Below are 25,891 nucleotides of genomic sequence, written 5' to 3'. Positions count from 1 at the left end.
TCAGGCGTCCGGGAGGTGCGGGTCGCCGGGCTCGCCGCGGAAGACGACGGTGCCGCGGCCGAGCCCGTACACGAGCACCGGGCGCCCGCTCCCGGTCGCCGGACCGCGCAGGGCCCGCGGCAAGCGTTGCTCGGCCAGCACCACGCAGGCGTCGAGGCCGCGCAGCAGCTCGTACGTACGGGTCGCCAGCCGGGGCGACATGCCCTGGGCCGGTTCGTCGAGGAGGAGGACGCGGGGGCGGGCGAGCAGGGCGCGGGCCAGGGCCAGCATGCGTTGCTCGCCGCCGGAGAGGGTGCCGGCGCGGCGGGCGAGCAGCGGGCGCAGCTCCGGGTAGGCGTCGAGGGCGGGGGAGAGGTCGCCGTCGGGGGCGGCGAGGCGGAGGTTGTCCGTCACGCCGAGCCCCGCGTGCACGGCCTGCCGGTCGGGGACGAAGCGCAGCCCCGCCGCCGCGCGGGCGCGCGCGGTGTGACCCGTGACGTCCCGGCCGTCCCACAGCGCGGCCCCGCCGGACAGCGCGACGGTGCCGGCGAGCGCGCGCAGCACGGTGGTGCGGCCCGAGCCGTTGCGGCCGAGGAGCACGGTGAGCGCGCCCGCGGGGGCCGCGAGGGTGACGCCGTGCAGGGCCTCCAGCGGGCCGTAGTGGACGTGGGCGCCCCGCAGTTCGACGCCGCGCCTCATCGGCCGGCCCTCGCGGGGAGCACCTCGCCGGGCGGACCGGACGCGACGATCCGTCCGCCGTCCAGTACGTGCACGGTGTCGGCCAGCGCGGCCACCAGTTCCAGGTCGTGCTCGACGATCAGCAGCGCCGTGCCGTCCGCGGCCAGGGCCTTCAACAGCCGGGCCAGCTCGTCCACTTCGGCGTCGTCCAGCCCGGCGGTGGGTTCGTCGAGGAGCAGGACGTGCGGGCGTCCGGCGAGCGCGCGGGCCAGTTCGACCCGGCGCAGCATCCCGGTGGACAGGTCGTCGGTACGCCGCCCGTCGGGCACCCGGAGCAGCCGCAGCAGCCGCGCGGTGGCCCCGGGGTCACGGACGCGGCCCTGCTCGGCGCCGACCCGGATGTTGTCCCCGACGCTGAGCGACGGGAACACGACGAGCTGCTGGAACGTCCGCGCCACCCCCAGCCGCGTCCGCGTGTGCGCCGCCGTCCGCGTCACGTCCCGCCCCCCGAACCACACCTGCCCCGCGTCCGGCCGCAGCGTCCCCGCCAGGCAGTGGAACAGAGTGCTCTTCCCGGCCCCGTTGTCCCCCACGACCGCGGCCACCCGCCCCGCCTCCACCCGCACCCCGACCCCGTCCAGCACCACCCGCCCCCCGAACCGCACCACGACCCCGGCACAGGCCAACACGGGGGCCCTGCCGGGCGATTCGGCGGGGGTGTTCGGGGCCGGGGGAGGAGTGGGAGGGGCTCCGCCCACTCCCGGCCCGGCGTCGGCGCCGTCCGCCCTCGGTCCCGCGTCGGTGCCACTGGCCCCCGGCCGCGCGTCGGCGCCGCCCGCCCTCGGTCCGGCGTCGGCTCCGTCCGCCTCCGGCTCCGCGTGGGCGTCGCTGGTCTCTGGCTTCGTTTGGGCTGCGCGCGCTTCGGGGTGCGCGTCGGCTCCGCCTGCCTGTGACCTCATGTCGGCGCCGTCTGCCCTTGGTCCCGCGTCGGCGCTGCTGGCTGCCGGCCCCGCGTCGGCTCCGTCCGCCCTCGGTTTCGTGTAGGCGTCGCTGGTCTCTGGCTTCGCGTGGGCTGCGCCCGCTTCGGGGTGCGCGTCGGCTCCGCCTGCCTGTGACCTCATGTCGGCGCCGTCCGCCCTTGGTCCCGCGTCGGCGCTGCTGGCTGCCGGTCCCGCGTCGGCTCCGCCCGCCTGTGATCTCATGTCGGTTCCGCTGGCTCCCGGTCCTGCGTCGGCCCCGTCCGCCCCCGGTCCCGCGTCGGCCCGGTTTGCCCCTGGCTTCGTGTGGGCTGCGCGCGCTTCGGGCTGCGCGTTGACTCCGCCTGCCTGTGACCTCATGTCGGCGCCGTCCGCCCTTGGTCCCGCGTCGGCGCAGCTGGCTGCCGGTCCCGCGTCGGCCCCGTCCGCCCTCGGCTCCGAGTAGGTGCCGCTCGTCTCTGGCTTCGCGTCGGCTGCGCCCGCCTCGGGCTTCACGTCGGACCCACCCGCTGGTGACCTCACGTCGGCCCCGTCCGCCCCCGGCTCCGCGTCGGCTCCGTCCGCCCCCGGCCTCACGTCCGCTCCGCCCGCCCCCGGCCTCACTTCCGCTCCGCCTGCCCCCGCACCGAGACCGCCCGGCCCCCCGCCCCGCGCTCCCGGTTCCGCCCGTTCCGTCCCCGGTCCCCCGCCGCCCCGCCCGAGCCGGACCCGTACCGCCGCACCCCGCTCGGTCAGCCGCCCGCGGCCCCGGGCCCGTGTCGACAAGGAGCGCACCGCCGCGTACGGGCCCTCCGGGAAGCGGCCCACCAGGACGGCCAGGAGGCCGATGGTCGCCGCTGCCACGCCGCCGCGGGTGCCCGCGTCCAGGCCGACCAGGAGGGCCGCGCCGAGGAGGGCGGAGAGGGGGCCGTCCGCGCCGAGGACGACGATCGCGGCGAACCAGAGCAGGCCACGGACCGGGTCGAAGGAGGCCGGGTCGAAGGAGTGCAGGCCGAAGGCGAGGAGGGCGCCGCCGAGGGCTGCCAGGGCGGCGGCCAGGACGAACGCCGCCACCTTCAGCGCGGCCACCGGGACACCCGCCGCGGCCGCCCCCGCCTCGTCGTCCCGCAGCGCGGCCAGCGCCCGTCCGGCCCGGCCCCGGCGCACCTGGCGGACCACGAGCAACGCCCCGCACAGCAGGACCAGTTCGAGGGCGTAGAACGCGCGGTCGTCGGCGAGGCCCGCAGGGCGGGGCGGGACCAGGCCCGACGCCGCGTACGGCTGCGCGAACACGAAGCGGCTCACCCCGACCCCGACCGCGAACGTGGCCAGCGCGAGCGCCAGGCCGTGCCGGCCGATCGCCGGCAGCGCGGTGAGGAGACCGAGTGGCGCCACCAGGAGAACGGCGAGCAGCAGCGCGGCCAGACCCGGTAGTTGGGGCAGGCCCGGGAAGCGGCCCAGTGAGAGGAGCACCGCGAACAGTGCCCCGAGCCCCGCGAACGCCCCCTGTCCCAGCGCGAGCTGCCCCGCCCGGCCGGTCACCACGACCAGCGACAGCAGGATCAGCGCGAGCGCCGGCACCTGGACCGCCGTGTGCAGGTCCGACCCGGCGAACCCGAGCGGCAGCAGGAACAGCACCCCGGCCACCGGCCACGCCCCCGGCGGCGCCGGCACCACCCGCCGCGTCGCCGCCCGCGACAGCGCCCCCGCCCCGCCGACCGCCGGCAGCACGAGCGCGGCGACGAGCAGCGCCACCACGAACAGGTTCGCCCCCACCGCCTGGAGCAGCGGCTGCGCCCAGCCGCCCGGATGCAGCCGCGTCAGCTGGCTCTGCGCCACCCCGACGGCGAGGGCCACCCCGACCGCGACCGACAGGTACCGCATCCGCGCCGCCACCGCGACGGCCACGACCTCCATCACCAGGAGCGGCAGCCCGTACGGGTCGAGCCGCACGTACGGGGCGAGCAGCACCCCGGTCAGACCCGCCGTGCACGCGCCGAACGCCCAGCCCACCGCCGCCACCCGGTCCGCGTCGACCCCGCCGAGCACCGCGAGCCGCCGGTCGTCGACCACCGCCCGCAGCTCCCCGCCGAACCGGGTCAGCCGGGTCACCGCCCACACCGTCACCGCGACCGCGCACACCACCGCGAGCTGTCCCCACGGGTCGGCCGCGATCAGCACCGGCGCGTCCTCCTGCGCACCCGTGCCCCACAGCAGCGCCGCCGCACCCACGAGCAGCACGAACACGCCGATCGACGCGACCAGCGTCTGTGCCGGATCGTTCCCGGACACCGCGAGCGGCCGGAACACCCCGCGCTCCAGGGCGAGCCCGAGCGCGGGCGCCACCCCCAGCAGCACCAGCGCGGCGCCCGCCCACAGCGGCCAGTCCCACACCACCACGAGCTGCCGCAGCACGTAGGCGCAGAACATGGCGATGGCCCCGTGCGCGAAGTTGAGCACGCCCGTCGCCCGGTACGTGACGACGAGGCCCACCCCGGTCAGCGCCGCGGCCGCGCCCACCGACAGGCCGGCGAGCGTCAGTTCGTACGTCAGGGAGGCCACGCCTCAGCTCCCGGCGGGAGGCTCGCACAGCGGACACGGGGCGAGCCCCCGCTCCACGGCACCCGCCGCGTCGACGGGCGCCGCGTCGGCCCGGCCCTCCACCAGCGGGCAGTCGGCCCGGTGCCACAGCGTGCCGTCCGGCACCGTCCGCAGCTCGTCACTGGTGGCCAGCGGACCGGCGCCGGCCTCCGCGCGGGGCGGCGCCCCGGTCACCACGAGCAGCTCGTACAGCCGCTCCACCCGCGACGCGGCGAGCGCGCCGCGCCCGTACGTGAGGAGCACCGCGCCCGCGACGATCAGGGCCGCGCCCGGCACCGTGCAGGAGGCGAGATACGGCAGCTGCCGCTCGGCGAACCGCTCGCCGGACACCCCGTACCAGCCGATCGCGCAGAGCACCGCCCCCGCCGCGAGCGCGGCGAGCCCCGCCCACGCGGCCGGGTGCACCGAGCGTGGTCCGACCGTCCGCATCGTGGCTCCCCGTCGTCGCACGGCCCCGGGCGCGTGCAGGTGTCTGGTCCTGTCCGGCGATCGCTTGCACTATGCCTTCTGGAAGCCGACCCTGAAAGCACCGGGCGCAGGACAGGCCCGGACCGATACCCGGTGGTGAGCCAGATGGTTCTCGGGAGCAGGATCAGAACGGGCCGCGGGCGCGGCGCCGCGCTCGCCCTCGCCGGTGCGCTGGTGCTCGGACCGGCCCTCGCGGCGTGCAGCGACGACAGCGGGGGAGCCGGCACCAACCCCCCGACCCCCGCCTCGCGGACCCCCTCGGCGACGGCCCCGGCCGACCCGGCCGCGGCCCGCAAGGAGATCAAGGAGAACTGGGAGAAGTTCTTCGACCCGGCCGTCTCCCTCAAGGAGAAGGAAGCCGTGCTGGAGAACGGGCAGCAGATGCGGCAGGTCCTCCAGGGCTTCAACGGCGACCAGCGCGGCCAGCAGGTCTCCGCCGACGTCACGAAGGTGACCTTCACCTCGCCGACCGGCGCCGACGTGACGTACTCGCTGTCGCTGAAGGGCGCCACGGTGCTGCCGGACGCCAAGGGCACCTCCGTCGAGCAGGACGGCACCTGGAAGGTGTCGGTCAAGACGCTGTGCGCCCTGGTCCAGCTGAGCGAGAATGCGTCGGCCGCGCCGGGCTGCTGAGGCCCCCGCCCTCGCCCTCGTCCTCACCGCGATGCTGCTCGCGGTCGCGGCCTGCGGCTCCCGGCTGCCCGAGAGCGCCTTCGAGAGCGGCCGCACGAGCCGCGCCCCGGCGGACACCGCCGCCCCGATCCGCGTCGGCATCATCACCAGCGCCACCAGCCCCGTCGGCGGCGCCACCTTCACCGACACCCGCGACGGCGCCCAGGCCTACTTCGCGCAACTGAACGCGCACGGCGGCATCGGCGGCCGCCGCGTGGAGGCGCACCTGTGCGACGACGGCGGCAGCGGCGTCGGCAACAACACCTGCGTCCACCGCCTCGTCGACGAGGAGAAGGTCGTCGCCCTGGTCGCCACCACCTCGCTCGACTACGCGGGCGCGGCCCGCGTCTCCCGGGCCGGCGTCCCCGACATCGGCGGCCAGCCCATCGGTCCCGCCTACGACACCTACCCGCACCTGTACGGGATCTACGGCAGCTCCGCGCCGCGCGACGGCACCCCCGGCTGGGACGGCACGCTGTACGGCGGTACCGAGGTCTACCGCTACTTCAAGCGGGAGAAGGGCGCCCGCACCGCCGCCGTCGTCTCCTACAACCAGGCCGCGTCGGCCGCTTACGCCCGCCTCGTGACGCGCGGTCTGGAGGCCGAGGGCTACAAGGTGGTGCCCGAGCAGGTCGACTTCGCGCTGCCCAACTTCCGCGCCGTCGCCGCCGATCTGAAGAGCCAGAAGGCCGACCTGGTCTTCGACGCGATCGACGCGCACGGCAACGCCCGGCTGTGCGACGCGATGGACCGGGCCGGGGTCCGGGTCACCGCGAAGGTCACCAACGTCCAGAACTGGTCCTCGACCGTCGCCGCCGACTACAAGAACGCCCCGCACTGCCGCGACTCCCTGTGGGCCACCGGCTCCAGCCGCAACTACGAGGACACCGGGCACCCGGCCGTCCGCGCCTTCCGCGACGGCACGAAGCACCTGAAGACGCACTCCCAGTGGCAACTGGAGGGCTGGGCGGCCGCGTTGTGGTTCACGGACGCGGCCCGCTCCTGCGTGACGCACGGCGACGGCGTCACCCGCGCGTGCGTCGACCGCTTCATGAACCGCGCCGCGCCCTACACCGCCCACGGACTGCTGCTGCCGGTCACCTACCGCCCGCTGCCGGAGCCGCCGGCGACGCGCCACACGTGTCTGTCGGTCGCCCGCTGGGTCGACGGGCGTGGCTGGGTCACCCAGAACGGTGACATGACGCGGACGTGCTTCGACGTCCCGCAGCTCGCCTACCAGCCATGACGTCCTCCTAATGGATGGATTGACGAAAAGGTTCCCGATGTCGGCTTCCGATCCGGCAACTCTTCTGGAACAAGATGATGATGAAGAACAACCCTCGTCGGGGCATCCCTGTCTAACCATGCGGTAGGCGGAGGACCCGGGCTGTTCAGACTGATGTGACCTGTTGGGACTGACCGGGGCTGACCGCGAGGAATGGTGGGATACGGGGACGCATGCAGATCTCTTTCCTGATTCACAATGCGTACGGGATCGGAGGGACGATCCGCACCACGTACAACCTCGCCAACACCCTGGCCGAGCAGCACGAGGTCGAGGTCGTGTCCGTCTTCCGGCATCGCGACCAGCCGGTGTTCGCCACCGACCCGCGCGTGCGGGTGCGTCACCTGGTCGACATCCGCAAGGACAGCCCCGGCTACGAGGGCGACGACCCCGAGTACCACCGGCCCGCGAGCTTCTTCCCGCGCGCCGAGGGCCGCTACGCGCAGTACAGCGCGCTCACCGACCGGCGCATCGCCGAGCACCTGGGGAGCGTCGAGGCGGACGTCGTCGTCGGCACCCGCCCGGGGCTGAACGTGCACCTGGCCCGCCAGACCCGGCGCGGCCCGCTGCGCATCGGCCAGGAGCACCTCACCCTCGACACGCACTCGCCCGCCCTCGTACGGCAGTTGCGCGCCGTGTACCCGCGGCTCGACGCCCTCACCACGACCACCGAGGCCGACGCGCGCGCCTACCGCGAGCGGATGCGGCTGCCCGGCGTCCGGATCACGGCCCTGCCCAACCCGGTGCCCGCGCCCGGCGTCGCCCCCGCCGACGGCAACGGCAAGTGGGTCGTCGCGGCCGGCCGCCTCGCCCCGGTCAAGCGCTACGACCTCCTCATCAAGGCCTTCGACAAGGTGCGCGCCGAGCGCCCCGACTGGCGGCTGCGCATCTACGGCGGCGGCAAGCAGAAGGACAAGCTGCGCCACCTCATCGACCAACTCGGCCTGTACAACCACGTGTTCCTCATGGGCCCCGCCAACCCCATCGAGCCGGAGTGGGCGAAAGGTTCCGTCGCCGCGGTGACCTCGACCTTCGAGTCCTTCGGCATGACGATCGTCGAGGCCATGCGCTGTGGCCTGCCGGTCGTCGCCACCGACTGCCCGCACGGCCCCGGCGAGATCATCGACAACGGTGTCGACGGACGCCTCGTCGAGGTCGGCAACGTCGACGCGATCGCGCGCGGCCTGCTGGAACTCATCAACGACGACGAGCTGCGCCACCGCATGGCGGCCCGCGCGCTCACCGAATCCGAGCGCTTCGACCCGGCCCGGATCGCCGAGCGCTACGAGACCCTGTTCGGCTCGCTCACCGCGCGCGGCGGCCGCGTCGGCCTGCTCCAGCGGGCCCGCGGCTCCCTCCTCGACGGCGCCTACGCCGTACGGAACGCGTTCACCTCACAGGCGAAGGGGCGCACCGCATGACTCCGCTGGCCGTACCCGCACCGACCTCGGGCTCCGACGACCGGACGGCGGGCCTGCCGCCCCGCGCCGACTGCATCGCCGACTCCGCCGGCGGCCTCACCTTCGACGTCTCGGACCACGGGGCGCACGACCCGGCACACCTCGTGCTGATCGACCGCGCGGGCGGCGAGGAGGTGCGGCTGCCCCTCGCCCCCGCCGGGGACGGCCGGCTGCGCGCCTCGCTGCCCATAGGTGTCGGGCTGCCCGAGGGCCGTTGGGACGCGTACGCGCAGGTGGCCGGGGAGCAGCCGGTGCGGCTGATGCCGGGCGTGAACGATCTGCGCTCCCTGGTCGACCGGGCGCCGAGCGGCTCGCGCGGTCATGTCGCCGTCCGCATCCCGTACGCCACCAAGCACGGCAACCTCACGGTCCGCAGCTGGCTGCGCACCCCGCACGCCGAGGCCGGCGAGCTGCTCATCGAGGACGGCGAGCTGACCGTGCGCGGCCGGCTCTACGGCACCGCCTTCGCGGCCGGGGCCCGCGCCGAGCTGCGCTCCCGGGAGGCGGCCGGGGAGATCCGCACGGGGGAGCTGTCCGCGGACGGGGCCGCGTTCACCCTGCGGATCGGGTACGCGGAGCTGGACGCGGGACGCTGGGACGTGTGGCTGCGGCCGGCCGGTCCGCAGGGCCCCGAGGTGCGGGTGGCCCGGCTGCTCGACGACGTCGCCGACAAGAAGCCGATCTTCACCTATCCGGCCGCGCGGGTGAGCGCCGCCGGGCGTGAGCTGACGGCGAGCCCGTACTACACGGTGGACAACGACCTGTCGGTTCTGGTCGCCACGGCCTGACCCGTCCCCATTCCGTTCCGGGCAATTCCCGCGGGCCCCAACTCGCCCGTGCGGCCCGCGTCTTCGGTAATTCGGGAATGCGAGGCGGGTGGCTGGAAACGCGCGCCGGACGCGTCCCGTGAATTCGGGATTCAGAAGGTGTGGGAATGCGCCGGGGAGCTCATGGAATTCCCGATTCCGGCCGCCGCGGAGTCCTGGGAAGAACCGTTTCGGGCGAACGGAACCGCCCGATCGTGTGAGGAAGTTCGAGGCACGAGACTGTCGTGATCTTGTGACGAAAGCGTGACCGTACGAACCCGTCGAGGGGGCGGCGGCCGGGCCTGGCGCCGCCCGGGCGAACCGCCTACGGTGGCCGCATGGCACCCGTTCCGACCCCGCCCGCAGACCCGCAGGACAGCCCCGACGCGTATGTCGGACTCGACGCCCAGGAGGCCGAGCGCCAGGCGCGCGGCCGCGGCTGGTCCACCGTCCGGCAGCTGCCGCCCGGCGCGATCATCACCATGGAGTACCTCGCAGGACGCCTCAATCTGGAGGTCACGGACGGCACCGTGACGCGCTCCTGGAAGGGCTGACCCGGACCGCCCGGACATGCGAAGGGCCCCGGAACCTCATGGTTCCGGGGCCCTTCGCATGCGGGCCGGCTGTGCGTACCGGGGCCCGCCGTCTCGTCACTGAGGCTGCTCGCGCAGCTCCCCTCGTCCCTTCAGGGCGCCGACCCGGGGCACCCGCTCCGTGGTCGGCCGGCGGCTGCCCGTCGGCGTGGCCGGGGTGCGCTCGCCGCGCGGGGTGTGCGGGCCCGGCGGCAGCAGCGTGCCGTGCCGGCCCGGACGCGCGGTGACCGGCTCGTGCGTGCGGACCTCGTCGGCGGGCGCCGGAGCCCGGGCGGGCTCCATCGCGGCGACCGGGACGGGCTGCGGCACCGGCATCGGCGCCGTGGCGCCACGGCCCGAACGGAGCCGGTCGCGCAGGGCCAGGACGACCGCCTCGACCCGGGCGACCAGCGGCTCGCACCAGGGGAGCGCGAGCAGGATCAGCAGGCCGGCGGCCCAGCCCAGCAGGACGTCGCTCAGCCAGTGCGTACCGAGGTAGACCGTCGTGAGGCCCACGCTGAGGGAGATCACCGCGGAGGCCGCGGACAGCCAGCGGCGGGTCCAGGGCGTGGAGGCCAGATAGGCCAGGATGCCCCAGGTCACCACCGCGTTCGCCGTGTGGCCGGACGGAAATATATCGCCGCCCTGCCACATCTCGTTCGAGCCGATCACGGTGGCGTAGTGCGGGCCGAGGCGGCCCATGCCGAGCTTGGCCGCGCCCACCGTCAGGTTGAGCAGCAGCAGTGCGGCACCGAACATCAGCAGCGGGCGCAGCGTGTGCTGGCGCCACGAGCGCCAGCCCAGCCAGGCCGTCACCATCACGGCAGTCGGTCCGCGCTGGCCCAGGACCACCCAGTAGTCGAGGAACGCGTGCACCTCCGGCCACTGCTGGTACGGCCGGAAGAACATGACTTCCCAGTCGAACTCCACCAGGCGGGTGGTGGCCAGGACGGCGACCACGATGGCCAGGTAGAAGGACAGGGTCAGCCCGAAGAGCACGACCCGGTGCCGGCTCATCCTGGGTGGGTCCAGGATGACCGGCCGTTCGGGCTCGCGGTCGAGCCGGGCGAAGACCCGCTCGACGCGCCGGGTCAGGTTTCGTTCGGTACGCACCCAATCGACGCTACAGCGGGCGCGCGGCGGACCAGGGCGAAACAGTGGCTTTGTGATGACGATGTGATGTGGGATTGATCTCAGGATGCCGTCTATTCCACGGATTCCGGTAACCGCGGAGAGAAGGCCCGCGGAATTCAGTGATCGTTTTCCACGGCTCGTTCCGGGGCGATTATGAAAGTGTTCACCGGTTGCTGGCACGGAATTCTCTGTCCGCTCATCGGGCCCGCCGGAGCCGGTCGAGGACGGTCGGGGACGGTCACGGAGGGCCGGAACCGTTCAGCCAGAACGCCCCGTACACCGCCGAGACCAGGGTCAGTGCCCCAAGGATCACCGCCGACCTGCCGGTCCGCCACCGGGACAGGGCCACCGCGAGCGGCAGCAGCAGCGGGAACGCGGGCAGCAGCAGCCGCGGCTTCGACCCGAAGTACCCCGAGGCGCACAGCGCGAGCGCCACGACGATCCCCGTGTAGACGAGCAGCGGCGCCGGCTGGCCCTGCCGCACCCCGGCCACGTAGAGCCAGATCACCAGCGCCACCCCGACGATCAGGCCGATTCCCGCGAGCGCGCCGAGCGGCGAAGTGAACTTGTCGGCGACGAAGCGGGCGAAGGCCACGCCCCCGTCGAACCCGTTCCCCCACTGCTCCTGCACGTCCAGATAGCCGAACAGGCCGCCGCCCGTGCGCCGGCCCACCCACAGTACGTACGCCGCCGCGCCCGCCGGGGCCAGCAGCACCCCCAGCACCAGCCGCCACGGCACCCGCCGCTCCCGCCGGACCCACAGCGCGGCCGCCACCCACACCGCCGCCACCACGGCCGCGCCGATCGGCCGGGTCAGACCGGCCGCCGCCGCGAGCAGGCCCGCGCTCACCCAGTGCTCCCGCAGCACCGCGTACAGCCCCCAGGCCGCGAGCGCCGTGAACAGGGCCTCGCTGTACGCCATCGACGCCACGATCCCGACCGGCAGCGCCCCCCACAGCACCGCCAGACACACTCCGGCCCGGCGCCCGTACAGCCGGTCACCGACCGCGAAGATCCCCCAGGCCGCGCCGAGCGAGGCGAGCCAGCTCACCAGCAGGCCCGCGTCCGCGTACGAGAGAGGGGAGAGCGCCGCGACGCCCCGCTCCAGCCACGGCAGCAGCGGGAAGAACGCCAGATTGGAGTGGACGCTCCCGTCGGGCAGCGTCACCGACCAGCCGTAGCCGTGCTCGGCGACCCGGGTGTACCAGAGCGAGTCCCAGCGCGCGGTCAGCAGCGTGTGCGGGCTCTTGCCCGCCGCGGCGCTCCACAGGGCGAGGGCCAGCAGGCCGGCCGCGCGCACGCCCGCGTATCCGAGCAGGGCCGGAGCGGCCCGGCGCGGGGAGGGCCGGCTTCGTCGATCGTCGTCCGTCACGGCCCCGATTATCGGGGCCCGGCTCCGGGTCGCCGCAGGCCGGGCCCGGTCCCGGCCCCGTCCGGGAGTGGCGTACGCCACACCCGCTCCCCGACTCCATGAGAGGTCCGCCACGTGTCACCCGCTCGAACTCGCGTACTCTGACGGCTCACTCGCCTTTCGCCGCGGGGCCGGGAGACCGCTCCTCCCGAGCCGGAGACCGTGGGCAGTCCCCGCCCCCGGATCCGCCGAACGCGAGGACCACTGGGAGGTACGCATGTCCGGGACGAGCACGTCCACCGGGCGCCTGCGCCATCGGCTGACCGCCACCGGGGCCCGCACCAATCGCTGGATCGTCCTCGTCGTCCTGTGCACAAGTCTGCTCCTGGTCGCGCTCGACTCGACCATCCTCTACGTGGCCCTGCCCTCGGTCACCGAGGACCTGAAGCCCACCTCGGTCGAGCTGCTGTGGATCGGTGACGCCTATCCACTGGTCTGCGCCTCCCTGCTGATCCTCTTCGGCACCCTCGGCGACCGCGTCGGCCGCCGCCGGATCCTGCTCCTCGGCTACGCCCTGTTCGGCGTCGCCTCCGCGCTCGCCGTGGTCTCCGACAGCGCCCAGGTGCTGATCGCGGCGCGGGCGCTGCTCGGCGTCGGCGGCGCGATGATCATGCCCGCGACCCTGTCGATCCTGCGGGACGTCTTCCCCGACCGGCACGAGCGGGCCGTCGCCATCGGCGTGTGGACCGCGGTCTCCGCCGTCGGCGCCGCCACCGGACCGGTCCTCGGCGGCTTCCTCGTCGAGCACTTCTGGTGGGGCTCGGTCTTCCTGATCAACATCCCGCTGATGGCCGTCATGCTCCCGCTGTGCCGGCTCCTGGTGCCCGAGTCCAAGGGCCGCTCGGACGGCCCCTGGGACCTCCTCGGCGCCCTCCTGGCCGCCCTCGGCGTGCTCGGCGTCGTCTACGGCATCAAGGAACTCGGCATCGAGCGGGACCTCCTCGACGCGGGCGCCGTGCTGCCCTTCCTCGGCGGCATCGCGCTGCTCCTGCTCTTCGTCCGGCGCCAGCGCCGGCGCGAGCACCCGCTGATCGACATGCGGCTGTTCTCCAACGCCGCGTTCTCCTCCTCCGTCGGCTGCATCGTCATCGCCATGCTGGCGCTCGTCGGCCTGGAGCTGATCGCCGTCCAGTACCTCCAGCTGGTGCTGGACCTCAGCCCGCTGGAGACCGGCGTACGCATGCTGCCGCTGACCTTCGCGGCGATGATCGCGGGCGTCCTAGGCTCGGCGAACCTGCGCCGCCTCGGCCCGCGCCGCATGGTCGCGTACGGCTTCGCGCTCACCGCCTGCGCGGTGCTGCTGCTGGTCCTCATGGGCGAGAACGACCGGCCGTGGCTGCTCGGCACCGGCTTCGTCCTGCTCGGCCTCGGCTTCCAGAGCACCCTCTTCGGTGCCTACGAGTCGATGCTCACGGAGGCGCCGGCCGACGACGCCGGAGGTGCGGCCGCGATCGGCGAGACCTCGTACCAGCTCGGCGCGGGCATGGGCATCGCGCTGCTCGGCTCGGTGATGAACGCGGCGTACGCGCCGGGGCTCGCCCGGGTCACCGGGGTGTCGGCCTCCGACAGCGAGGCCGCGGGGCACTCGCTCGGCGAGGCGTACCAGATCGCCGCGCGGCTCGGGAGCGCGGCCGAGGCCTCGCTGCGCGACGCGGCGCGGGGGGCGTTCGTGCACGGACTGCACGTCACGTTGATCGTCAGCGCGGTGCTGCTGCTGCTCGGCGCGCTGGCCGCGCTGAAGCTGCCGCGCCGGATGGAGTGCGAGGCGCCGGCGGCACCGTGCGCGCCGGACGCGCAGGGCGCCGGGAACGCGGAGGTCGCCGCACAGCGACGTCCCTCGTCCCGGGCCGAGTCGCCCGTGGTCTGACCGACGCCGCGGGGACAGGGCGGGCGCCCGGCCGTACGGCCGGGCGGTGCACCCCTTCCCGTCGCCCCCGTCGGAGCCGGTCAGCTCTGGTTGAAGAACCCGTCGGGCTGTACGGCCGCCTCGCGCCCGGAGACGATCTGTGTGTCCGCCGGGGTCAGCAGGAACACCCGGGTGGCGACACGGTCGATCGAACCGCGCAGGCCGAAGATGAGGCCGGCCGCGAAGTCGACGACCCGCTTGGCGTCGGTGGGGTCCATCGCGGTGAGATTCATGATCACCGGGACGCCGTCCCGGAACATCTCGCCGATCCGGCGCGCGTCCCGGAAGCTGTCCGGGGTCACGGTGCCGATCCGGCGGCCCTTCTCCACGGCCTCCTCGCTGGCGACCTTCACTCGCGGGTCCGTCACCCAGGCGTCTCCGGGCTCGGAAGACCCCTCGGCGTAGTCGTCGTCGTAGTAACGCTCGTCATCGTTGTCGTCGACGAGGCCAAGCCAGGCACTCGCCTTGCGCACCGATCCCATGGACGCCTCCTCTCACAGCGGTCCCTCTGTGTTCCGCATGTCGTGCATCCCCAATGTTCGTCCATGATGCAGATGCGGCGCCAAGTGGATAGTCGCCGCGCGGGGTTTTCGTGACGGTACTGGTGCACAGTCAACCCGGCGTGATCCCGGCATTCCCAAGGGGTGCGTGGGGTACGGCTGCTGACAGTGAGTGAAATATGATTCTTCACGGCGTTTGGGTGAGTTGCGGTGCGTACGGGTGAACGAGCCGGAGGCCGGACCCGCTCGGTACGATGCCGTCGTTCCGGGACCGCCGGGATTCATCACGCGGTGACGGTGCGCGCCTGCCCGGTTGACGCACCGTCATGCGGCGCACGGGGGAGTCACCTTGTTCGGAATAGTGAGGCCCTGCAGCCATCGGCTCGGCGAGGGGCTCAGGACGCAGTGGATGGCCCATCTGTGCGGGCTCTGCCTGGCGCTGCGCGGCGATCATGGGCAGTTCGCCCGGATTGTCACGAACTATGACGGTTTGCTGGTCTCGGTCCTGACGGAGGCTCAGGCCGAGCGCACCGAGGCCGGAGGGTGGCGGCGCCAGGCCGGACCCTGCCCCCTGCGCGGCATGCGCACCGCCTCCGTCGCCCAGGGCGAGGGCGCCCGGCTCGCCGCCGCCGTCTCGCTCGTCCTCGCCTCGGCCAAGGTCCGCGACCACGTCGACGACCGGGACGGCGTCTTCGCCCGCAGGCCCGTCGCCGCCGCGGCCCGCAAGGTCGCCGCGAGCTGGGGAAAGGCGGGCGCGCGCACGGGATCTGACGTCGGGTTCGACACCGCCGTGCTGATCGACGCCGTCGAGCGGCAGGCCGGCGTCGAGTCCCTCGCCGGACCCGGCACCTCCGTGCTCACCGTCACCGAGCCGACCGAGACCGCGACCGCCGCCGCCTTCGCGCACACCGCCGTGCTCGCCGGACGCCCGCACAACGCGGAGCCGCTCGCCGAGGCCGGCCGCCTCTTCGGCCGGCTCGCCCACCTCCTCGACGCCGTCGAGGACCGGGGCGCCGACGCCGAGGCCGGCGCCTGGAACCCGCTCACCGCCACCGGCACCCCGCTGCCCGAGGCCCGCCGGCTCGCCGACGACGCCGTGCACGGCATCCGGCTCGCCCTGCGCGAGGTCGACTTCGTCGACGGCCGGCTCGCGCATCTGCTGCTCGCGCACGAGCTCGGCCGCTCCGTGGACCGCGCCTTCGGCACGACCACCTGCTCCACCGGACACGGCCACCCGCAGCAGCCCGGTCCCTACGGCCCGCCCGGCCACGGCTCCTTCACCCCGGACCAGGCCTACGGCTCCAACAACCCCTACGGCGGCGGCGCGCAGGGGCCCGGCGGACCGTACGGGCCCGGGGGCGGCGGCGACGGGTTCGGCGGCGACGGGTTCGGTGGCTTCGGAGGAGACCCGGCCAAGCCGCCCCGCCCCGAGAAGCGCGGCTTCTTCGCCGGCTGCTTCGCCGCGATCGGCCTCTGCTGCACCTGCAAGGTGTGCTGCGCCGACGAGTACGAGGGTGCCTGGTCCCGCAAGAAGCGCGAGGGCTGCTGCAGCAACTGCGACGGCTCGTGCTGCGAGGCCTGCTCCTGCTGCCAGTGCTGCGAGTGCCTCTCCTGCTGCGACTGCTGAGCGCCGCCGCTCACCCCTGAGAGGGGTCGTCCGCCCTTGTGTTCGGCTCTGCCGGGACATGGGCGGATCCCTGTATGGACCCGGAATCAAGGCGGTTCATGTTGTGTCCATATAAAACCCCGGCCGGACGGGTGACCTGAGGTCCCGAGGGTCGTTGACCGTGCACAGAAACCCGCACGTTTCGACAACTCGCCCTCTCTATAAGGCCATTACGTGGATCTTGCATCGCCCCCCGCACCGGCGACGTCGGTGAAGGACGCCGTCGCCCGCTCCGTGAAACCCCGGACCATCAGGTCCCGCCTGCTCCGCATCCTCGGCATCTGTCTCGCCGTGCTGCTCGCCCTCCTCGGCGTCATCGCGGCCGGACACATCTCCGACTACCGCAACGCGGCCCACGGAGCCGCCAACGCCAAACTCGAGATCACCCTCCAGGCGTTCGTCCACGAGCTGCAGAAGGAACGCGGACTCACCGTCGGCTACGTCGGCGGCGAGAAGACGTTCCGCGGCCCGATGACCGCGCAGCGCAAGACCACCGATGCCGCGCGCACCACCCTGGAGAACACGCTCACCGAGCACGACGACGCGGACGCGGACACGGTGCGGGCCACGATGGGCCGCGTGGACGCCCTCACCGGCATCCGCCAGTCCGCCGACAACGGCACCGCCAAGGTCGAACCCACCTTCAACTGGTTCACCAGCACCCTGATCGCCCTCGACCGGCCCGACCTCGGCCTCGAGGACGTCCAGGACGAGCAGCTGCGCGACGCCTTCCGCACCCTCCAGGTCATCGGCAACGCCAAGGAGTTCACCGGCGAGGAGCGCGCCATCGTGCTCGGCTCCCTCGACGCCGGCGGCCGCTTCCGGGGCGACGACTACAGCCGCTTCATGCAGATGCGGGCCGGCCGGCTCGCCGCCCTCGACGCCCTGCCGAGCACCGCCACCCCGGGCGAGCGCCGGCGCCTCGCCGACGCCCTCGGCACCCCCGAGGCGCAGCGCACCTTCGACTACGAGGAGAACGCCGTGCGCGGCGCGGGCAAGCTCTCCGCCCGCGACATCCCGCCCATGTCCTGGTACCAGTCGATCACCGCGACCATCGACGGCCTGCGCGGCGTCCAGGTCTCCGTCGGCGACGACATCCAGGCCCGCGCCCTCGAGCTGGAGCGCCGGGCAGGCCTCGACCTGCTGCTCTTCCTGGTGTTCGCCCTCGTCATGGCCGCCGCCGTCGGCGCCCTCGCCCGCAACTGCGTCCGCTCCGTGTCCGGCCCCCTCAGCCGGCTCGCCGAGCAGGCCCGCGACGTCGCCGACGACCGGCTGCCCAAGGCCGTCGCCGCCGTGCAGGCCGCGGACGGCGAACAGCCCGACCCGCCCGAGCCGCTCACCCCGGACGCCTACGCGGGCGCCGAGGTCCGCGACGTGGCCGAGGCCTTCGACCGGGTCCAGCGCGCCGCGTTCGACCTCGCCACCGAACAGGCCGTACTGCGCCGCAACGCCACCGAGTCGCTCGTCAGCCTCGGCCGCCGCAACCAGAACCTGGTCCGCCGTCAGATCAGCTTCATCAACCGGCTGGAGCACGAGGACGCCGACCCGGACACCCTCGCCAACCTCTTCGAGCTCGACCACCTCGCGACCCGCATGCGCCGCAACGCCGAGTCGCTGCTCGTGCTCGCGGGCGAGTCCAGCCCCCGCACCTGGTCCACCGCGCTCTCCATGACCGACGTCCTGCGCGCCTCGCTCTCCGAGGTCGAGGAGTACCGCCGCGTCACGCTGCGCCGCGTCGACACCGCGCACATCAGCGGACTGCACGTCGCCGAGGTCGCCCACCTGTTCGCCGAGCTGGTGGAGAACGCGCTGAGCTTCTCGCCGCCCGAGTCCGAGGTCGAGATCGAGGGCCGGCGCACCAGCGAGGGCTACCTCGTCGCGATCGTCGACCACGGCCACGGCATGGACAGCAAGGCCCTCGCCGAGGCCAACGTCCGGCTGTCCGGCGCGGCCGGTTTCATGGCCGAACCCACCCGGTTCCTCGGCCACTTCGTGGTCGGCGCCCTCGCCCGCAGGTGCGGCATCGAGGTGCGGCTCGGCGAGGCTCCCGCGGCCGGTGTCGTCGCGCGCGTCCTCATCCCGGCCACGCTGCTCACCGAGCCCACCGCCAAGGACAAGAAGAAGGCCGCCAAGGCCGCCGCGAGCGGCAGGAAGGCCGCGGACGGCGGACGGCGCCCCGTCGAGCTGCCGGCCCCGCGTGCCGAGCGCGAGCCCGCGCGGGGCACGGCCGCGGACACCGCTCCGGAGCCGGGCTCGGCCAGGGAACCCGCCGCCGTGAGCGCCAGCGCGCCCTCCGCCGCCCGTACCCGCAACGGCCTGGTCAAGCGCCCCCAGCGCAGCGCCATCGCCAAGGTCGTACGGGAGAGCGGCGAGCCGGAGCGGCCCGCGCCCCCGGCGCCGGCCGTCGAGCGCGGCCCCGACCAGGTGTCGGGCATGCTCTCCAGCCTCCGCAGCGCCCACATGCGCGGCGCCATCAGCGTGGAGAAGGAGCGGGCCGCCGCCGAACAGTCGAAGACCTCGGGCACCTCAGGTACGTCGAGCGAAGGGAAGGGTGAGAAGTGAGCACCGTCGACACGCGAGGCGACTCGCAGACCTTCAACTGGCTCCTCGCCAACTTCGTCCGCCACACGGACGGGGTCCGGGACGCCGTGGCCGTCTCCTCCGACGGACTGCTGATCGCCGTCTCCGACGGACTCGGCCGCACCGAGGCCGACCACCTGTCCGCGATCGTGTCGGGCCTGTCCAGCCTCGCCCGCAGTGCTTCCAAGCGCTACGGCTTCGACGGGGTCAAACTCATCATGATCGAGATGGGCCGCGGTTTCCTGCTGGTCTCGGCGATCCGGGACGGCTCCTGCCTCGGCGTGCTCGCCGACAGCAGCGGCGAACTCGGCCTCGTCGGCTACGAGATGGCCGTCCTCGCGGAGCGGGCCGGTGACCTGCTGAACCCGATGCTCATCGCCGATCTGCGGGAGACGCTGCCGCGATGAGCACCGACCGACCTCATGGGGCGGAGGACGACGAGGCCGCGGACACCCAGTTCGTCCGTCCGTTCATCATCACCGGCGGCCGCGCGCTGCCCGCCCAGGCCGATCTGCGCCTGGAGACGCTCGTGGTCGCCTGCGACCCGGTGGAGGGGTCCGCACCCCTCGCCTTCGAGCGCCGGCGGATCGTGGCGCTCTGCGCGCAGGCCACCACCCTCGCCCAGATCGCGGAGGCGGTGGAGGTGCCGCTCGGCGTCGCCAAGGTGCTCGTCTCCGACCTCGTCGTCAGCGGTCACCTGACCTGCTCGCAACCCGCGGAGCTTCCGCTCCACACCCTCGAAAGGATCAGAGACCATGTCAGGGCGCTCTGAACGCCGCGCGCCGCTGGCCGTGAAGATCGTGGTCAGCGGTGGACTCGGCGTCGGCAAGACCACGTTCATCGGTGCGGTCTCCGAGATCGAACCCCTGGACACCGAGGCCGCGATCACCCAGGTGTCGCTCGGTGTCGACTCGCTCGACGGCGTCGAGGGCAAGACGACCACGACCGTGGCCCTGGACTTCGGCCGGATCACCCTCGACGCGTCGCTCGCCCTCTACCTGTTCGGCACCCCGGGACAGGACCGGTTCTCCTTCCTCTGGGACGACCTGGTTGAGGGCGCGATCGGCACCATCGTGCTGGTCGACACGCGGCGCATCGAGGACTGCTTCCCCGCACTCGACTACTTCGAGGCGCAGGGCACGCCGTTCGTGCTCGCCGTCAACCGGTTCGACGGCGCCGAGCGCTTCGATCTCGCCGAGATCCGTGAGGCGCTCGGCGTCGGCGACGAGGTCCCGGTCGTCGAGTGCGACGCCCGGGCCCGCGCCTCCGTGCGTGACGTCCTCGGGGCGCTCATGGACCAGGTCATCGGCGTCCGCACCCGCGGCCGCCGGCCGGTCGGGGTCTGACCCCGGCCCGGCCCCGGCTCAGTCCTTGATCTCCGGAGGCGAGATCCGGGACCGCTCGATCGCGGACGGCGCCGTACCCCACTTCTTCAGGATGCGGGTGTACGTGCCGTCCGCGATCAGCTTGTTCACCGCCGCCCGGAAGGCCGGCGCGAGCGGGGTGCCCTTCTTGAACGCGAAACCGACGTCCAGGCGGTGGAACTCGTTCAGGAACCGCAGCCCCTCCTGGTGTTCCACCGCGTAGCGCAGCCCGTTGATGGTGCTCATCACGACGTCCGAGCGGCCCTGCTGCAGCGACGACCAGATCGCGCTCGACTCCGCGTACGTCTTCACGCTGTACGCCTTCTTGCCCGCGTCCGCGCAGACGCCCTTGTTCTCCTCCAGCGTCGCCTCGAACGTCGTGCCCGCGCCCGTGGCCACGTTCAGCCCGCACAGCTGCTTGAGGTCGGTGACCTTCTTCAGGTCGCTGTCCTTGCGGACGGCGAAGCCCTGGCCGTCGTTGATGTAGGTCACGAAGTCGATGGTCCTGCGGCGCTCGTCGGTGACGCCGAAGTTGCCCGTGCCCAGGTCGTACTTGCCGCTGCCGAGCGCCGGCAGGATCGCCTCGAAGCTCGCGACCTCCTGGTGCAGCTCGATGCCGAGCACCTTCGCGACGGCCTGGGCGAAGTCGACATCCTGGCCGGCGATCGTCTTCCCGTCCGGCAGATAGGCCGAGCCCGGCGGGGTGCCGCCCACGGTCACCGCGAGTCTCAGGCTGCCCTTCTTCCGTACGGAGTCGGGCAGCAGTTTCGCGGCGGCGGGGTCTTCTCGTACGGACGAGGTCACGTCCTGGGTGGGGATCTTGTCGCTCTTCGCGGCACCCGCGGGCGCCGCGTCCGTCGCGTCACCGGAGCCGCACGCGGTCAGTCCGAGGGTCGCGACGGTGATCAGCGCGAAGGCGGAGGTCAGGGTGGAGGAGCGCATGGCGAGGTGGATGCCCTTCTACGGCGGCGCGGAAGCAGACGGAAGCAGGCGGAAACAGGGTGGAGCGAGGGGAGGGGAGGGTGCAGCGAGGTGAAGGCGCGAAGGGGCGCACGGCACGGTGGCCGCGCGTACGGACGCGTGAGTGCTACGGATCCGAGGGATCCGTCGAATGAAGAGGCGGAGCGAGAAGGGCGTGACGCGCGCGGAGTGAGCGCGGGCGTCAGCGGGCGTCGCGAAGAGGACGCCGGAAGGGCATCAACAAGACGCGGACCACACTCGACCGAAGTCGATGTGGGAGCGCGTGACCAGCCACTGCTGCGGATGCATGGGCCAAGTGGAACAGGCATCCGTTTCCGCGTCAACTCGCTTGAGACGTACGGCTCACAGTGTGGACAGCCTTGACAGGAGCCGTGAACAGCCCCTTACTCTCGGTGCGGTACCGCTGCTGAGGGGCTCGGTGCCGGCAAGACCGCAGACGTGAAGGCAAGACCGTGCCGGAGTTCCGGCCATCGGAGCCTGCCATGTCCTCACAGACCCTCACCAAGACAACGCCCCGCCGGGCCGCTTCCGGCGCCGCACCGCCCCGCATCGTCGCGCGGCGCCGCACCGGCCAGTGGCTCGCCGCCGCCCTCGTGCTCACCCTGCTCGGCCTCGCCGTGAACTCGGTCCTGCGCAACGAGGCCTTCCAGTGGGGCGTCGTCGCCGACTACTTCACCACCACGGCCGTGCTGCGCGGCCTCGGCCTCACCCTGTGGCTCACCGCCCTCGTGATGGCCCTCGGCTTCGCCCTCGGCACCCTGCTCGCCGTCCTGCGCCTGTCCGCCAACCCCGTGCTGCGCGCGGTCAGTTGGGGCTACGTGTGGCTGTTCCGCTCCATGCCGATCCTGGTCCAGCTGCTGTTCTGGTTCAACATCGGCGCCCTGTACCCGCACATCCTCGGCATCAGGACCGTCGACCTGTTCGGCCCCGTCACCGTCGCCGTCGTCGGACTGACCCTGCACGAGGCCGCGTACGCCGCCGAAGTGGTGCGCGGCGGCATCCTCTCCGTCGACCGCGGCCAGATCGAGGCCGCCCAGGCGCTCGGGCTCAGCCGCTCCCGGCGCTGGCGCCGGATCGTGCTGCCGCAGGCGATGCGCTCCATCGTCCCGCCCGCCGGGAACATGCTGATCGGCACCCTCAAGGGCACCTCCATCGTCAGCGTCATCGCCGTGCAGGACCTGCTCTACTCCGTGCAGCTCGTCTACCACCGCACCTACCAGGTCATCCCGCTGCTCCTGGTCGCCACGCTCTGGTACGTCGTCGTCACCTCCCTGCTCAGCGTCGGCCAGTACTACGTCGAGCGGCACTACGCGCGCGGAGCCGGCCGATGAGCGCCGCGCGGCCGCCGCGCCGCTCGCTCGTCGTCGTCGGAGCCGGGCCGCGGGGGACCGGAGTCCTGGAACGGATCGCCGCCAACGCCCCTGACGGGGATGGGCCCTGGCACCTCGACATCCACCTCGTCGACCCGTACCCGCCGGGCGGCGGACGCATCTGGCGCGAGGACCAGTCCCCGCTGCTCTGGATGAACTCGCAGGCCCAGGACGTCACCATGTTCACCGACGACACCGTGGAGCTCGACGGGCCCGTGCTGCCCGGCCCCGCCCTGCACACCTGGGCCGGACTCGACGGCCGTACCTTTCCCGACCGCCGGCGCCAGGGCGGCTATCTGCGCTGGGTGTACGAGAAGGCCGTCGCCGCCCTGCCCGAGGGCGTCGTCGTCCACCACCACGCGCGGCGCGCCCTGCGCCTCGCCGGCGCCCGGCACGGCCGCCAGCAGGTGTGGCTGGAGGACCGGCCGCGCCCCCTGCTCGCCGACGCCGTCGTCCTCACGCAGGGGCACCTCGACGCCGAACTCGACGACGAGCAACGCGATTTGAGCGCGTACGCGGCGCGTCACGGGCTCGTCCACCTGCCGCCGGACTTCACCGCCGACTCCGACCTGAGCGCCCTCGCGCCGGGCCAGGACGTCATCGTGCGGGGCTTCGGGCTCGCCTTCGTCGACCTGACGGTGCTGCTCACCGAGGGGCGCGGCGGCCGCTTCGAAGGGGACCGCTACATCCCGTCGGGCCGCGAGCCCGTGCTGCACGTCGGCTCCCGGCGCGGCGTGCCCTACCACTCCAAGATCGGCTACGACTGGGACGACACCCTGGGCGCGCGGCCGCCGCTGCCCCGCTTCCTCGGACCCGCGCAGATCGACGAACTCCTCGCCCGCGAAGGCGGGTTCGACTTCCGGCGCGACGTGTGGCCGCTCATCGACAAGGAGCTCGGCTTCGCGCACTACCACCGCCTGTTCACCGCGCACCCCGAGCGCACCGCCGTCGCCTGGACCGACTTCGAGGAGAAGTACGCCGCCGCCGACCCGCTCGGCGCCGAACTCCAGGCCCTCGTCGCCGCCTCCGTGCCCGACCCCGCCGACCGGCTCGACCTCGCCGCCCTCGACCACCCCCTCGACGGCATCCGCCACCGCTCGCCCGAGGAGCTGCAGGAGGCCCTGCGCGGCTACATCACCGCCGACCTGGAACGCCGGCACGACCCCGCGCACGACCAGGACCTCGCCGTCTTCCTCGGCCTGCTCTCCGTGTACGGGCAGCTCGTCCGGCTCGGCGACCTCGGCCCCTGGTGGCACGGCTTCTTCAGCTACCTGGCCTCCGGGCCGCCCGGCCCGCGCCTGCGCCAACTGCTCGCCCTGTCCCGCGCGGGCGTCGTCCGCTTCCTCGGCGCCGGCGTGCGGGTGAGCGCCGAGGACGGTGTCTTCCGGGCCACCGGCGACACCGTGCCCGGCGCCGTCGTCGAGGCCCGCGCCCTCGTCGAGGCCCGCCTCCCGCAGCCCACGCTCGCCCGCACCCGGGACAGCCTGCTGCGCGCACTGCACGCCGAGGGTGCCGCCGCCACGCCCACCGGGCTGCTCGCCGTCGACCCCGCCGACGGCCGCGTCCTGCACCGCGACGGCAGCGCCCACCCGCGCCGCTTCGCGCTCGGCCCGCACACGAACGCGCGGGGCGCCGGAGCCTTCACCCGGCCGCGCACCAACAGCCCCTCGTTCCGGCAGAACGACGCCACCGCGCGGGCCGTGCTCGACCTGCTGCGCGACCTGGACTGTCGCGCCGCCGCGGCCTGATCCCCGTGCACCCCCGCTCTCGCCCCCTTAGGACCCCCATGTCTCTGACCAGCGATCCACCCCTCAAGACCTCCGCCGAGAAGGAGGTGAAAGCCGTCGCGGCGCCGGTCGCCGACGATCCGGGCAGCCTGAAGGTCGTGCCCGTGCGGCACCCCTGGCGCTGGGTCGCCATCGCCGTGACCGCCGTGCTGCTGGCCCAGTTCGTGCACGGGCTCGTCACCAACCCCGGCTGGGAATGGGAGGTGTTCGGCGAGTTCTTCACCGCCGACGTCGTCCTCAAAGCCGTCTGGACGACGCTCCAGCTCACCTTCTACGGCACGGCCCTCGGCTTCGCGCTCGGCATCGTGCTCGCGTTCATGCGCCTGTCGCGCAGCCGCTTCCTGCGGACCGTGGCGTTCGGCTACATCTGGGCCTTCCGCTCGATCCCGCTCATCGTGCAGCTGCTCTTCTGGTTCAACCTGGCCTACCTCTACAAGGAGCTGCAGTTCGGCATCCCCTTCGGGCCCGGCTTCTTCTCCTTCGACACCATGGGCCTGGTCGGCGCGATGAGCGCCGCCGTCCTCGGTCTCGCCCTGCACCAGGCCGCGTACGCCGCCGAGATCGTGCGCGGCGGCGTGCTCGCCGTCGACGGCGGACAGCTGGAGGCCGCGGCGGCGCTCGGCATCCCGCGGCTGCGGCAGATCCGCCGCATCGTGCTGCCGCAGGCCATGCGCTCGATCCTGCCGAACGCCGCCAACGAGGTCATCTCCCTCTTCAAGGGCACCTCGATCGTCTCCGTCATGGCGATCGGCGAACTCTTCTACCAGGTGCAGGTCATCTACGGCCGCAACGGCCGCGTAGTCCCCCTGCTCATGATCGCCACCGCCTGGTACATCCTCCTGACCAGCGCGCTCTCCGTACTCCAGCACTACGTCGAACGTCACTACGCGAAAGGCACGACCCGATGAGCGCCGCCACCTCGACCCCCGAAGCCGCCCCCATGGTCGACATCAAGTCCGTGCACAAGAGCTTCGGCCCGCTGGAGGTGCTGCGCGGCATCGACCTCCAGGTCCGCACCGGCGAGGTCACCGTCGTCCTCGGCCCGTCCGGTTCCGGCAAGTCGACGCTGCTGCGCACCATCAACCACCTGGAGAAGGTCGACAGCGGCTGGATCAGCGTCGACGGCGCCCTCGTCGGCTACCGCAGGTCCGGCGACAAGCTGTACGAGCTGCGCGAGCGCGAGGTCCTCAAGCAGCGCACCCACATCGGCTTCGTCTTCCAGAACTTCAACCTGTTCCCGCACCTGACCGTCCTGGAGAACATCGTCGAGGCGCCGGTCTCCGCCCTGAAGCGGCCCCGCGCCCAGGCCGCCGAGACGGCCCGCCGGCTGCTCGACCGGGTCGGGCTCGGCGACAAGGCGGACGCCTACCCGCGCCAGCTCTCCGGCGGTCAGCAGCAGCGCGTCGCCATCGCCCGCGCGCTCGCGCTGGAGCCCAAGCTGCTCCTGTTCGACGAGCCGACCTCCGCGCTCGACCCCGAACTCGTCGGCGAGGTCCTCGACGTCATCAAGGACCTGGCCCACCAGGGCACCACGATGATCGTCGTCACCCACGAGATCGGCTTCGCCCGCGAGGTCGCGGACACCGTCGTCTTCATGGACGAGGGCCGCATCGTCGAACAGGGCGCCCCCGCCGAGGTGCTGGACGCGCCGCGCGAGGACCGCACCAAGGCCTTCCTCTCGAAGGTCCTCTGAACTCCCCTCCCCTTTTTTCCTA

22 protein-coding genes are annotated in these 25,891 nt (G+C 73.2%); 15 read left to right on the top strand and 7 right to left on the bottom strand.

The genetic code is table 11. From position 1 onward, the window contains the following. The 3 genes from ACIBTU_RS31330 to ACIBTU_RS31320 are packed head-to-tail and all read right to left on the bottom strand — an operon-like array spanning position 1 to position 4,643. Entirely contained in the window at positions 1–678 is a 678-nt protein-coding gene (locus tag ACIBTU_RS31330; RefSeq protein ID WP_399130011.1) for an ATP-binding cassette domain-containing protein, read from the bottom strand. Next, positions 675–4,175, bottom strand: coding sequence for an ATP-binding cassette domain-containing protein (locus ACIBTU_RS31325; RefSeq protein WP_399130010.1), 3,501 nt, complete (start codon positions 4,173–4,175; stop codon positions 675–677). Before ACIBTU_RS31325 ends, ACIBTU_RS31330 begins: the two co-directional genes overlap by 4 nt. Positions 4,176–4,178: 3 nt before the next feature. Beyond that, positions 4,179–4,643 (bottom strand): hypothetical protein, encoded by a 465-nt coding sequence (locus ACIBTU_RS31320; RefSeq protein ID WP_399130009.1) that lies wholly within the window; start codon positions 4,641–4,643, stop codon positions 4,179–4,181. 144 nt (positions 4,644–4,787) lie between these two features. Between ACIBTU_RS31320 and ACIBTU_RS31315 the strand changes: the two genes are divergently transcribed. The 5 genes from ACIBTU_RS31315 to ACIBTU_RS31295 all read left to right on the top strand — a co-directional run bounded on the left by ACIBTU_RS31315 (position 4,788) and on the right by ACIBTU_RS31295 (position 9,459). Next, complete coding sequence (locus tag ACIBTU_RS31315) at positions 4,788–5,315, top strand: hypothetical protein (protein ID WP_399130008.1); 528 nt, start codon at positions 4,788–4,790, stop codon at positions 5,313–5,315. Next, a complete protein-coding gene (locus ACIBTU_RS31310) occupies positions 5,290–6,600 on the top strand; it encodes an ABC transporter substrate-binding protein (protein WP_399130007.1) in 1,311 nt (436 codons plus the stop codon). Before ACIBTU_RS31315 ends, ACIBTU_RS31310 begins: the two co-directional genes overlap by 26 nt. 212 nt (positions 6,601–6,812) lie before the next feature. Continuing rightward, positions 6,813–8,060: a glycosyltransferase family 4 protein gene (locus tag ACIBTU_RS31305; protein WP_399130006.1), complete on the top strand. Its 1,248-nt coding sequence runs from the start codon at positions 6,813–6,815 to the stop codon at positions 8,058–8,060. Further along, complete coding sequence (locus ACIBTU_RS31300) at positions 8,057–8,887, top strand: hypothetical protein (RefSeq protein ID WP_399130005.1); 831 nt, start codon at positions 8,057–8,059, stop codon at positions 8,885–8,887. The genes ACIBTU_RS31305 and ACIBTU_RS31300 overlap by 4 nt, the downstream gene beginning before the upstream one ends. A gap of 356 nt (positions 8,888–9,243) precedes the next feature. Next, positions 9,244–9,459 (top strand): I78 family peptidase inhibitor, encoded by a 216-nt coding sequence (locus ACIBTU_RS31295; RefSeq protein ID WP_188339754.1) that lies wholly within the window; start codon positions 9,244–9,246, stop codon positions 9,457–9,459. A 96-nt stretch (positions 9,460–9,555) separates the two neighbouring features. Here ACIBTU_RS31295 and ACIBTU_RS31290 read toward each other — a convergent pair whose 3' ends face one another. Continuing rightward, entirely contained in the window at positions 9,556–10,590 is a 1,035-nt protein-coding gene (locus ACIBTU_RS31290; protein WP_399130004.1) for a phosphatase PAP2 family protein, read from the bottom strand. Positions 10,591–10,849: 259 nt separating this feature from the next. Further along, the gene (locus ACIBTU_RS31285; RefSeq protein WP_399130003.1) at positions 10,850–11,983 is read right to left on the bottom strand and encodes a hypothetical protein; all 1,134 of its coding nucleotides are present in this window, start codon (positions 11,981–11,983) and stop codon (positions 10,850–10,852) included. Positions 11,984–12,239: 256 nt separating this feature from the next. Here ACIBTU_RS31285 and ACIBTU_RS31280 point away from each other — a divergent pair, with 256 nt between their 5' ends. Continuing rightward, positions 12,240–13,889, top strand: a complete 1,650-nt coding sequence (locus tag ACIBTU_RS31280; protein ID WP_399130002.1) for an MFS transporter — start codon at positions 12,240–12,242, stop codon at positions 13,887–13,889. An 80-nt stretch (positions 13,890–13,969) separates the two neighbouring features. Here the strand turns inward: ACIBTU_RS31280 and ACIBTU_RS31275 are convergent, their stop codons facing one another. Further along, the gene (locus ACIBTU_RS31275) at positions 13,970–14,410 is read right to left on the bottom strand and encodes a cell division protein SepF (RefSeq protein ID WP_399130001.1); all 441 of its coding nucleotides are present in this window, start codon (positions 14,408–14,410) and stop codon (positions 13,970–13,972) included. 367 nt (positions 14,411–14,777) lie between these two features. Between ACIBTU_RS31275 and ACIBTU_RS31270 the strand changes: the two genes are divergently transcribed. From ACIBTU_RS31270 to ACIBTU_RS31250, 5 genes are all read left to right on the top strand, one after another. Further along, positions 14,778–16,055 carry a DUF5685 family protein gene (locus tag ACIBTU_RS31270; RefSeq protein ID WP_399130000.1) on the top strand — a complete coding sequence of 426 codons (1,278 nt, stop codon included), beginning with the start codon at positions 14,778–14,780 and terminating at the stop codon, positions 16,053–16,055. A gap of 213 nt (positions 16,056–16,268) precedes the next feature. Beyond that, positions 16,269–18,656, top strand: a complete 2,388-nt coding sequence (locus ACIBTU_RS31265; RefSeq protein ID WP_399129999.1) for a nitrate- and nitrite sensing domain-containing protein — start codon at positions 16,269–16,271, stop codon at positions 18,654–18,656. Continuing rightward, entirely contained in the window at positions 18,653–19,081 is a 429-nt protein-coding gene (locus ACIBTU_RS31260) for a roadblock/LC7 domain-containing protein (RefSeq protein ID WP_399129998.1), read from the top strand. The genes ACIBTU_RS31265 and ACIBTU_RS31260 overlap by 4 nt, the downstream gene beginning before the upstream one ends. Then, positions 19,078–19,446 (top strand): DUF742 domain-containing protein, encoded by a 369-nt coding sequence (locus ACIBTU_RS31255; RefSeq protein ID WP_399129997.1) that lies wholly within the window; start codon positions 19,078–19,080, stop codon positions 19,444–19,446. Before ACIBTU_RS31260 ends, ACIBTU_RS31255 begins: the two co-directional genes overlap by 4 nt. Continuing rightward, a complete protein-coding gene (locus tag ACIBTU_RS31250) occupies positions 19,430–20,020 on the top strand; it encodes a GTP-binding protein (RefSeq protein ID WP_399129996.1) in 591 nt (196 codons plus the stop codon). Before ACIBTU_RS31255 ends, ACIBTU_RS31250 begins: the two co-directional genes overlap by 17 nt. 18 nt (positions 20,021–20,038) lie before the next feature. Here ACIBTU_RS31250 and ACIBTU_RS31245 read toward each other — a convergent pair whose 3' ends face one another. Then, positions 20,039–20,980, bottom strand: coding sequence for an ABC transporter substrate-binding protein (locus ACIBTU_RS31245; protein ID WP_399129995.1), 942 nt, complete (start codon positions 20,978–20,980; stop codon positions 20,039–20,041). 521 nt (positions 20,981–21,501) lie between these two features. Between ACIBTU_RS31245 and ACIBTU_RS31240 the strand changes: the two genes are divergently transcribed. The 4 genes from ACIBTU_RS31240 to ACIBTU_RS31225 are packed head-to-tail and all read left to right on the top strand — an operon-like array spanning position 21,502 to position 25,869. Further along, positions 21,502–22,350 carry an amino acid ABC transporter permease gene (locus ACIBTU_RS31240; RefSeq protein WP_399129994.1) on the top strand — a complete coding sequence of 283 codons (849 nt, stop codon included), beginning with the start codon at positions 21,502–21,504 and terminating at the stop codon, positions 22,348–22,350. Next, complete coding sequence (locus ACIBTU_RS31235; RefSeq protein WP_399129993.1) at positions 22,347–24,137, top strand: FAD/NAD(P)-binding protein; 1,791 nt, start codon at positions 22,347–22,349, stop codon at positions 24,135–24,137. The genes ACIBTU_RS31240 and ACIBTU_RS31235 overlap by 4 nt, the downstream gene beginning before the upstream one ends. Positions 24,138–24,175: 38 nt before the next feature. Beyond that, positions 24,176–25,084: an amino acid ABC transporter permease gene (locus ACIBTU_RS31230; RefSeq protein ID WP_399129992.1), complete on the top strand. Its 909-nt coding sequence runs from the start codon at positions 24,176–24,178 to the stop codon at positions 25,082–25,084. Next, a complete protein-coding gene (locus ACIBTU_RS31225) occupies positions 25,081–25,869 on the top strand; it encodes an amino acid ABC transporter ATP-binding protein (protein ID WP_399129991.1) in 789 nt (262 codons plus the stop codon). The genes ACIBTU_RS31230 and ACIBTU_RS31225 overlap by 4 nt, the downstream gene beginning before the upstream one ends. The last annotated feature ends 22 nt before the right edge of the window (positions 25,870–25,891 follow it).

This window comes from Streptomyces sp. NPDC050145 (genome assembly GCF_044460245.1).
Classification (GTDB): Bacteria; Actinomycetota; Actinomycetes; order Streptomycetales; family Streptomycetaceae; genus Streptomyces.
This window is presented reverse-complemented; position numbering and strand designations above follow the sequence as displayed.

Excerpts from the sequence above, each read along its gene's own strand:
- ACIBTU_RS31330 (WP_399130011.1), bottom strand. The coding sequence starts at position 678 with ATGAGGCGCGGCGTCGAACTGCGGGGCGCCCACGTCCACTACGGCCCG.
- ACIBTU_RS31320 (WP_399130009.1), bottom strand. The coding sequence starts at position 4,643 with ATGCGGACGGTCGGACCACGCTCGGTGCACCCGGCCGCGTGGGCGGGG.
- ACIBTU_RS31315 (WP_399130008.1), top strand. The coding sequence starts at position 4,788 with ATGGTTCTCGGGAGCAGGATCAGAACGGGCCGCGGGCGCGGCGCCGCG.
- ACIBTU_RS31310 (WP_399130007.1), top strand. The coding sequence starts at position 5,290 with ATGCGTCGGCCGCGCCGGGCTGCTGAGGCCCCCGCCCTCGCCCTCGTC.
- ACIBTU_RS31305 (WP_399130006.1), top strand. The coding sequence starts at position 6,813 with ATGCAGATCTCTTTCCTGATTCACAATGCGTACGGGATCGGAGGGACG.
- ACIBTU_RS31300 (WP_399130005.1), top strand. The coding sequence starts at position 8,057 with ATGACTCCGCTGGCCGTACCCGCACCGACCTCGGGCTCCGACGACCGG.
- ACIBTU_RS31295 (WP_188339754.1), top strand. The coding sequence starts at position 9,244 with ATGGCACCCGTTCCGACCCCGCCCGCAGACCCGCAGGACAGCCCCGAC.
- ACIBTU_RS31280 (WP_399130002.1), top strand. The coding sequence starts at position 12,240 with ATGTCCGGGACGAGCACGTCCACCGGGCGCCTGCGCCATCGGCTGACC.
- ACIBTU_RS31275 (WP_399130001.1), bottom strand. The coding sequence starts at position 14,410 with ATGGGATCGGTGCGCAAGGCGAGTGCCTGGCTTGGCCTCGTCGACGAC.
- ACIBTU_RS31255 (WP_399129997.1), top strand. The coding sequence starts at position 19,078 with ATGAGCACCGACCGACCTCATGGGGCGGAGGACGACGAGGCCGCGGAC.
- ACIBTU_RS31250 (WP_399129996.1), top strand. The coding sequence starts at position 19,430 with ATGTCAGGGCGCTCTGAACGCCGCGCGCCGCTGGCCGTGAAGATCGTG.
- ACIBTU_RS31245 (WP_399129995.1), bottom strand. The coding sequence starts at position 20,980 with ATGCGCTCCTCCACCCTGACCTCCGCCTTCGCGCTGATCACCGTCGCG.
- ACIBTU_RS31240 (WP_399129994.1), top strand. The coding sequence starts at position 21,502 with ATGTCCTCACAGACCCTCACCAAGACAACGCCCCGCCGGGCCGCTTCC.
- ACIBTU_RS31235 (WP_399129993.1), top strand. The coding sequence starts at position 22,347 with ATGAGCGCCGCGCGGCCGCCGCGCCGCTCGCTCGTCGTCGTCGGAGCC.
- ACIBTU_RS31230 (WP_399129992.1), top strand. The coding sequence starts at position 24,176 with ATGTCTCTGACCAGCGATCCACCCCTCAAGACCTCCGCCGAGAAGGAG.
- ACIBTU_RS31225 (WP_399129991.1), top strand. The coding sequence starts at position 25,081 with ATGAGCGCCGCCACCTCGACCCCCGAAGCCGCCCCCATGGTCGACATC.